The organism is Archaeoglobus sp., from assembly GCF_017656475.1.
Classification (GTDB): domain Archaea; phylum Halobacteriota; class Archaeoglobi; order Archaeoglobales; family Archaeoglobaceae; genus Archaeoglobus.
In genome coordinates this window covers 1-6,306 of sequence record NZ_JACDNT010000064.1, presented here as the reverse complement: position 1 = coordinate 6,306, position 6,306 = coordinate 1, and the positions used below count along the sequence as shown (strand labels likewise).

At 45.3% G+C, this 6,306-nt stretch carries 6 protein-coding genes; 3 read left to right on the top strand and 3 right to left on the bottom strand.

What is annotated here, in order from left to right:
* Window positions 1–52: 52 nt before the first annotated feature.
* The 3 genes from H0Z19_RS11400 to H0Z19_RS11390 are packed head-to-tail and all read right to left on the bottom strand — an operon-like array spanning window position 53 to window position 2,192.
* Window positions 53–550, bottom strand: a complete 498-nt coding sequence (locus H0Z19_RS11400) for a DUF1646 family protein (protein WP_290726727.1) — start codon at window positions 548–550, stop codon at window positions 53–55.
* Between the two features lie 32 nt (window positions 551–582).
* Entirely contained in the window at window positions 583–1,224 is a 642-nt protein-coding gene (gene npdG / locus H0Z19_RS11395; protein ID WP_290726725.1) for an NADPH-dependent F420 reductase, read from the bottom strand.
* A 20-nt stretch (window positions 1,225–1,244) separates the two neighbouring features.
* Window positions 1,245–2,192: a 3-keto-5-aminohexanoate cleavage protein gene (locus H0Z19_RS11390; protein WP_290726723.1), complete on the bottom strand. Its 948-nt coding sequence runs from the start codon at window positions 2,190–2,192 to the stop codon at window positions 1,245–1,247.
* A 109-nt stretch (window positions 2,193–2,301) separates the two neighbouring features.
* Here H0Z19_RS11390 and acs point away from each other — a divergent pair, with 109 nt between their 5' ends.
* From acs to H0Z19_RS11375, 3 genes are all read left to right on the top strand, one after another.
* Complete coding sequence (gene acs / locus H0Z19_RS11385) at window positions 2,302–4,362, top strand: acetate--CoA ligase alpha subunit (protein ID WP_290726721.1); 2,061 nt, start codon at window positions 2,302–2,304, stop codon at window positions 4,360–4,362.
* A 5-nt stretch (window positions 4,363–4,367) separates the two neighbouring features.
* Window positions 4,368–5,423 (top strand): phosphotransacetylase family protein, encoded by a 1,056-nt coding sequence (locus H0Z19_RS11380; protein WP_290726719.1) that lies wholly within the window; start codon window positions 4,368–4,370, stop codon window positions 5,421–5,423.
* 588 nt (window positions 5,424–6,011) lie between these two features.
* Entirely contained in the window at window positions 6,012–6,260 is a 249-nt protein-coding gene (locus tag H0Z19_RS11375) for a hypothetical protein (RefSeq protein WP_290726718.1), read from the top strand.
* Window positions 6,261–6,306 lie beyond the last annotated feature (46 nt).

The window sequence follows — 6,306 nt, the reverse complement described above, 5'->3', positions numbered from 1 at the left end:
TGAAGATTGAACAAGTTAAAGAAGAGATTGGATTGAGGATTGTGTAAGCACCCTACACTATAAACTCTATCTTTTTCCTCCTATCGAGGGGCATGGCAAGGGCGATCTCAGCGAGAATTACGGAGCAGACGATGACGGATATTATGCTGGAGATTAAACCGAAGAGGATGACGAAGATGAATGCGAAGGCCTTCAGCCCCATTTTCTTCATCATCGAAACTAGAGCGGAGTAGATCTGTCGGTTGTAGAAGTGGATTATCAAACCGACTATGAGGACAACCTGGAATATGCCGAGAACTGGAATTTCACCTATTTTAACTATGCCGATGGGTGATTCGAGGGCGTGGATTACTAGTTCTGGTGTTAGAATGGGAGCAAGCGTGTTGGTGGCGAGGACGGCAGTTATACCCATGACGAGGAAGAAGGGCTCCAGGTTCTCCTCGATCTTCTTAACCCTAAACGGCAAAATCAGTACCAGCGCGAGGATCGCAAAGAGCACGGTCGAAACGAAGGGATCAGGGTGTTCTGGGATCAGGTGTTCCACACTCATAGCTCGCTGTGAAATGAGTGGAGGTTAAATTTTTAGCGAAAACTAATCCCGATTTCGCCTATTTTGTTTCTTTTCATGATATTCAGTATAAGGGTTGTCAGCGATTCGATCAAATAGGCGTTTGAGAGATCCCCTGCATCCAATGCTCTTAACCCCGAAATTTTTTCGGTTAATTCAATGACAACTTCTTTTGCTTCACTGTCTCCACACACTGGAACGTCCCACTCAAATTCCTCCGATAGATTTGCGAACCTTTTTGCTGGGATTGCGTGGTATGCAGCAACGACCTTACTTTCTGTCAGAATTGTCGCAAGTTTCTGCGCTGCTGACCCCTCTTCAGGCCTAACATACACAAAGTTATCACCAACTTTTTTCATGGGCACAAGAGGGGACACTACGATCTTTCTCTTCAGGTAGTCTTTCAACTTTTCAGCTGTATCAAAGGCAAACTCCCAGGGAATCGTAAACACCGCCATGTCACATTCCTTTGCAGCGTCCTCATTTTGCATTCCAGTTATGGAAGCCTTGCTTACCTTTTCTAGATATTCTGAGGCTAATTGTTTAGCCTTCTCAATCTTTCTTGACCCGATTATAATCTCGTGCCCAAGTTTGGCAAACCGCAAGGCTAGGCCTTCTCCCAGATTACCCGTGCCCCCAAGTAGGGCGATCTTCATAATTACCACCTATATAAAAATTAGAAATTCACCTTATCTTTTCCTTTAAGCCCCAACATTTCTCTCACTTCATCAGGTGTTGCCGGTCTTTTTCCGAGTTCTCTCACAATTCTAACCATTTTCTCGACTTGTTCAGCATTACTCTTTGCCAACCGGCCTCTTTCAAGGTATAAGCTGTCTTCGAGACCCACTCTGACATCACCACCCATTACTACTGCCAGCGTACCGAGAGGCATTTGGAATCTGCCTGCACCTACAAGCGACCACGTATAATTCTTCTCACCGATCAATCTGTCTGCTGTCTGCTTCATGAATAGGACATCTTCGATAGCGGTACCTATCCCTCCGAGTATTCCATGAATAAACTGCAGTCGCAGTGGTGGGTCCAAAAAACCCTCCTGAAACATAAATGCCGTATTGTATATTTGACCTATATCGTAACACTCTAGTTCTGGCTTAGTATCATTCTCTTTGAAAATTCTAGAAAGTTCTTCAAGATCTTTGAAGGTATTTCTAAAAACTATGTCTTTAGTCATCTCAAGATACTCAGGTTCCCACTCATATTTGAACTCCTTGTACTTTTTGAGCAGTGGATGTATGGCAAAATTCATAGACCCCATGTTGAAGGTGGCTATTTCAGGCTTTAACGCTGGCACAACTTTTGCCCTTTCTTCTACAGGTATTCCTAAAGTTCCTCCTCCACCTGTAGTTACGTTGATAACCACATCACTTTGTTTTTTGATTTCTCTGCAGATGTACCTAAAAACTTCGATATCTGTTGTTGGTCGCCCATCCTTGGGGTCCCTTGCATGGATGTGAACCATACCTGCCCCTGCCTCTGCAGCTTTGACAGCCTCTTCCACAATCTGCTCTGGAGTTACTGGCAGATAGGGAGACATACTTGGCGTATGTATGGCACCCGTTATGGCGCATGTGATAATTACTACATCATCTCTACGCACACTCATATTAGAATAGAAGCTAAGCATATTATATTTGGTTAATCTTCCGAACAACATACATTAACATACACTGCTTGACAAAGATATTTAGCAAAGAGTATTCAAACGCTTCTCAATGGACACATTGTTTTACCCGAAAGTCGTGGCGGTAATAGGCGCTTCACCCCAGGAGGGAAAGGTGGGAAATACCATCGTAAAAAATCTCAAAGAATTCAAGGGTACTGTTTACGCAGTAAACCCGAAGTACAAAGAAGTGCTGGGCTTACCCTGCTACCCTTCCATTCTCGACATACCTGAGGATGTTGATGTTACTATCATCGTAGTGCCTGCAAAATTGGTGCTAGGAGCACTCGAAGAGTGTGGAAAGAAGGGCGTAAAAAGTGCAATAGTGATATCCGCAGGCTTTAAGGAAGCTGGAATAGAGGGAGCGAAGCTTGAGAAGGCGTTGGTGAGGCTGGCAGAGAAGCATGGTATCCAGCTGGTAGGTCCAAACTGTCTGGGAATTATAAACACCGATATTGGGATGAACGCTACTTTCAGCAAAGTTGCTCCGAGTAAGGGAAGGGTTGCGTTTCTGAGCCAGTCCGGGGCACTGATTTTGGCTGTTCTCGAGTGGTCAAAACAAAGTGGTATTGGTTTCAGCAAAGTCGTCAGCTTGGGAAATAAAGCGATGCTTGACGAGTCCGATTTTCTGGAATACCTTGCTCACGACGACTCAACCGACGTCATTCTGCTTTACATAGAAGGTCTGAGTGACGGCCAGAAGTTCATAAAGGTGGCAAAGAAGGTGGCAAAGAAGAAGCCAGTAATAGTGTTAAAGGCTGGAAAATCACAGAGCGGAGCAAAGGCGGCATCGAGCCATACAGGTAGTCTGGCAGGAAGTTACGAAGCATACAGGACGGCTTTTAGACAGAGCGGGGTTGTAGAGGCAACATCGGTAGAGGAGCTTTTTGACTTTGCCAGGGTGTTGCTAAAGTACAGAAAAGCTGGAAACCTGGCAATCGTCACGAATTCCGGTGGTCCGGGAGTTATGGCCGCAGACACCTGCGACCAATTTGGCATACCCCTGGCGAGCTTTGATTTTGAAACAATAAGAAAACTAAAAGAGTTTCTGCCCGCGGAATCAAACATTTACAACCCTGTTGACATTCTGGGAGACGCTGACATCAGCAGATTCTCACGCACTCTTGATATCCTCTCTGAAGATGATAATGTAGGAATTATTCTCGCCATCCTAACACCCACGGCACAGATGGATTTTGTAAAGGCTGCTGAATGTGTTAAAGGAAAAGACGTGGTCTGCTGCTTCATGGGTGGCGAGAGTATTAAAGAGGCAGAGAAGATACTTATGAAGTCAAACATTCCAAACTTCTTCGATCCTGTAAGAGCAGTTAAGGCCATTTCCGTTGTCAAAAAATACTCCGAAATGTCAATAAGAGAAGATGTAGAAGAGGAAACTGTGGTAGATGTGGATTATGCAAAAATTGAGGATGTTCTAGATAAACTCAAGAAGATGGGTAGCAGAATCGTCGGAGCTGAAGGACTGCCACTCCTGGATGCATACGGAATTAAGATGCCTCCTTACGGAATTGCTAGAACTTTCAAAGAGGCTAAAGAGATTGCGGATAGAGTGGGCTATCCGGTAGTTCTGAAGGTCGTCTCTCCCGATGTTGTTCACAAGAGCGATGTTGGCGGAGTTAAACTCAATGTTGGAGAAAACGAACTTGAAAAGGCTTTCTTCGAGATTCTCTCAAATGTCGAGAGCCGCATGCCAAAAGCGAGAATTAATGGAATTCTCGTGCAGAAAATGGTTGAGGGTGGTAAGGAGTTGATAGTGGGCATGAAGAGAGACCCTCAGTTCGGTCCGCTAATCATGTTTGGGATGGGTGGGGTTTATGTGGAGGTTCTGAAAGATGTCTCGTTTAGAATTGCTCCGATAACGAGAAAAGAGGCCAGCGAAATGATAAAAGAGGTGAAGGCTTACCGTATTTTAAGAGGTTTGAGGGGTGAGAAACCAGTAGATATTGACGCTATTGTCGATTTACTTGTGAGAGTATCAAAGCTCAGTGTAGATCACCCCGAATTACTAGAAGTTGACCTCAATCCGGTGAAGGTTTTTGAGGATGGAAATGTTGTTGTGGATTTCAGGATGGTTTTGGATGTGAAGGAGGTGTAGGAGTTATGAAGTGTTTACTCGTTTCGTCCGTAGAAGGATATTCCGGCAAAAGTGGAATTATCATCGCCCTTGGACTAAAGCTTAAGGAGATGGGTTACAAAGTGAGATACTTCAAGGCTTTTGGTGTAAACACAGTCAAGGTTGAGGGAGAAACCCTTGAGGAGGACTGCCATATCACAGCGAAGATACTCGGTGTCGAGGGTAGTGTGTGTCCTGTAGTTCTCGACAGGCCTTATGTCGAGTTTGCTACATCAGTTGATCCGGTGGTATTGAGAAAAACCATCATTGACGGATTCTCAAAAATCGCAGAGGATGCAGACGTTGTGATAGTGGAGGGGGCACAAAACTACAAAACCGGGGCGGCAGTTGGCATTGACGACGTAAGCGTTGCAAAGATGCTAAACGCCAAGGTTCTCCTTGTAGCGAAATACACCAGCGATTTTGTTGTTGACGAAGTTCTGATAGCGAAGTCGATATTCGGAACGAGTTTGGAGAAAGTCGTGTTCAATCAAGTATCAGGGTACAAGATGTCTTACATCGAGGGGATTGCGAGAAAAGTTCTAAATGAGGCAGGTCTTGATATTGTCGGTGCTATTCCAAGGAACCCTGTTCTTGCCGGGTTATTTGTGGATGAAATTAAAGACGCTGTCTCTGGAGAGTATCTGATTGAGCCAAAAGCGGAAACGATGGTCGAACAGGTGGTAATTGGCGCAATGTCTCCTCAGTCTGCTTTGAGATACCTGAGAGAGGCAAGAAACGCAGCTCTTGTTACAGGAGGCGACCGGAGCGACCTGCTACTGACAGCCCTTGAAATGCCCAATGTAAATTGCATCATACTAACAGGAAATCTGGAGCCAGTTCAGCTCGTTCTTACAAAGGCAGAAGAAAGAGGCGTACCTATTATACTTACGAGGCACGACACTCTAACCACAATAAGCAGACTCGAAAACGTCTTTGGCAGAACAAGAATCAGGGGTGAGCCAAAGGTGAGCATGATGAGGGAGCTTTTCGAAAGCCACGTTAACGTCGAGGCAATTATAGAATATCTGGGGCTGAAGTGAAAGCGGTGGCCAAGAGAGACCGTAGTACCGTGTATGCTCATCTACAACCCTACAGTACTCCAGGAATTCTTACCAGGATATGGCTTATGGCTGGAGCGGTCGCAATTCTCTCAAGTTTCGGGCATCCTTTCCAGCAATCTGGACTACACAACCCTTTATATTTGGTTGTTAGGTTACTTTAACGTTCTTCAACAAACGTGCAGAGAAAAAGAGAAACGAAATAAGGGAATACATAATCCTCGCCGTCATACGATGACTCATACCAGAGGGGGGATAAGCCACTTAGACTCGCCTATGTAACTGAACTAAAAGTTAGAAAATAGTTCGAAAAGACCGTCCGAAGTCTGTTACGAGAGAATCTGATAAGCCGCTCTAACGTTATATGGCGTTTGTGTTGAACAGGCCACTACTAGGTAGTGCTCGCGCCAATCCCCGGCTCAAGCGGGGAGAATGCATCTCACCTCTCTTTCGGGAGCCTCCAGGTAGCACAGGTGCAACCGACTTACCGTTTTGACATGAGACTACGAAGGCATCGAAAAAGCGGGCAAAAAAGGGCAAAGTGCCTCCCCGCTGTGGAAGTGGCTGAATATGAACGAGAGATCGGCTTGGTTGCTCTCGACGAAAGGAAGAAAAGAGATTACGCACTTTTTGGCTGACATAGATAGAAAAAGAAACAATAACACTCTGGGATGTCGATTAGGTGAAATAGAGAGGACCATCGAAGAGTTCATGGAGGAGTGGACGAAGAAGGGGGTATGGAAGGACCACATTACAGTCATGAAGTACAAGAAGCCAAACTTTCTACCCAAATCTCGCACTTCTTCTATGCCTCAATAGGTTCTCCATTTGGCCAGTAGCCGAAGGGTTGCTTTTCCAGCTTCAT

Coding starts and splice junctions, on each gene's coding strand:
- H0Z19_RS11375 (WP_290726718.1), top strand. CDS start 6,012: ATGAACGAGAGATCGGCTTGGTTGCTCTCGACGAAAGGAAGAAAAGAG.
- npdG (WP_290726725.1), bottom strand. CDS start 1,224: ATGAAGATCGCCCTACTTGGGGGCACGGGTAATCTGGGAGAAGGCCTA.
- H0Z19_RS11390 (WP_290726723.1), bottom strand. CDS start 2,192: ATGAGTGTGCGTAGAGATGATGTAGTAATTATCACATGCGCCATAACG.
- H0Z19_RS11380 (WP_290726719.1), top strand. CDS start 4,368: ATGAAGTGTTTACTCGTTTCGTCCGTAGAAGGATATTCCGGCAAAAGT.
- H0Z19_RS11400 (WP_290726727.1), bottom strand. CDS start 550: ATGAGTGTGGAACACCTGATCCCAGAACACCCTGATCCCTTCGTTTCG.
- acs (WP_290726721.1), top strand. CDS start 2,302: ATGGACACATTGTTTTACCCGAAAGTCGTGGCGGTAATAGGCGCTTCA.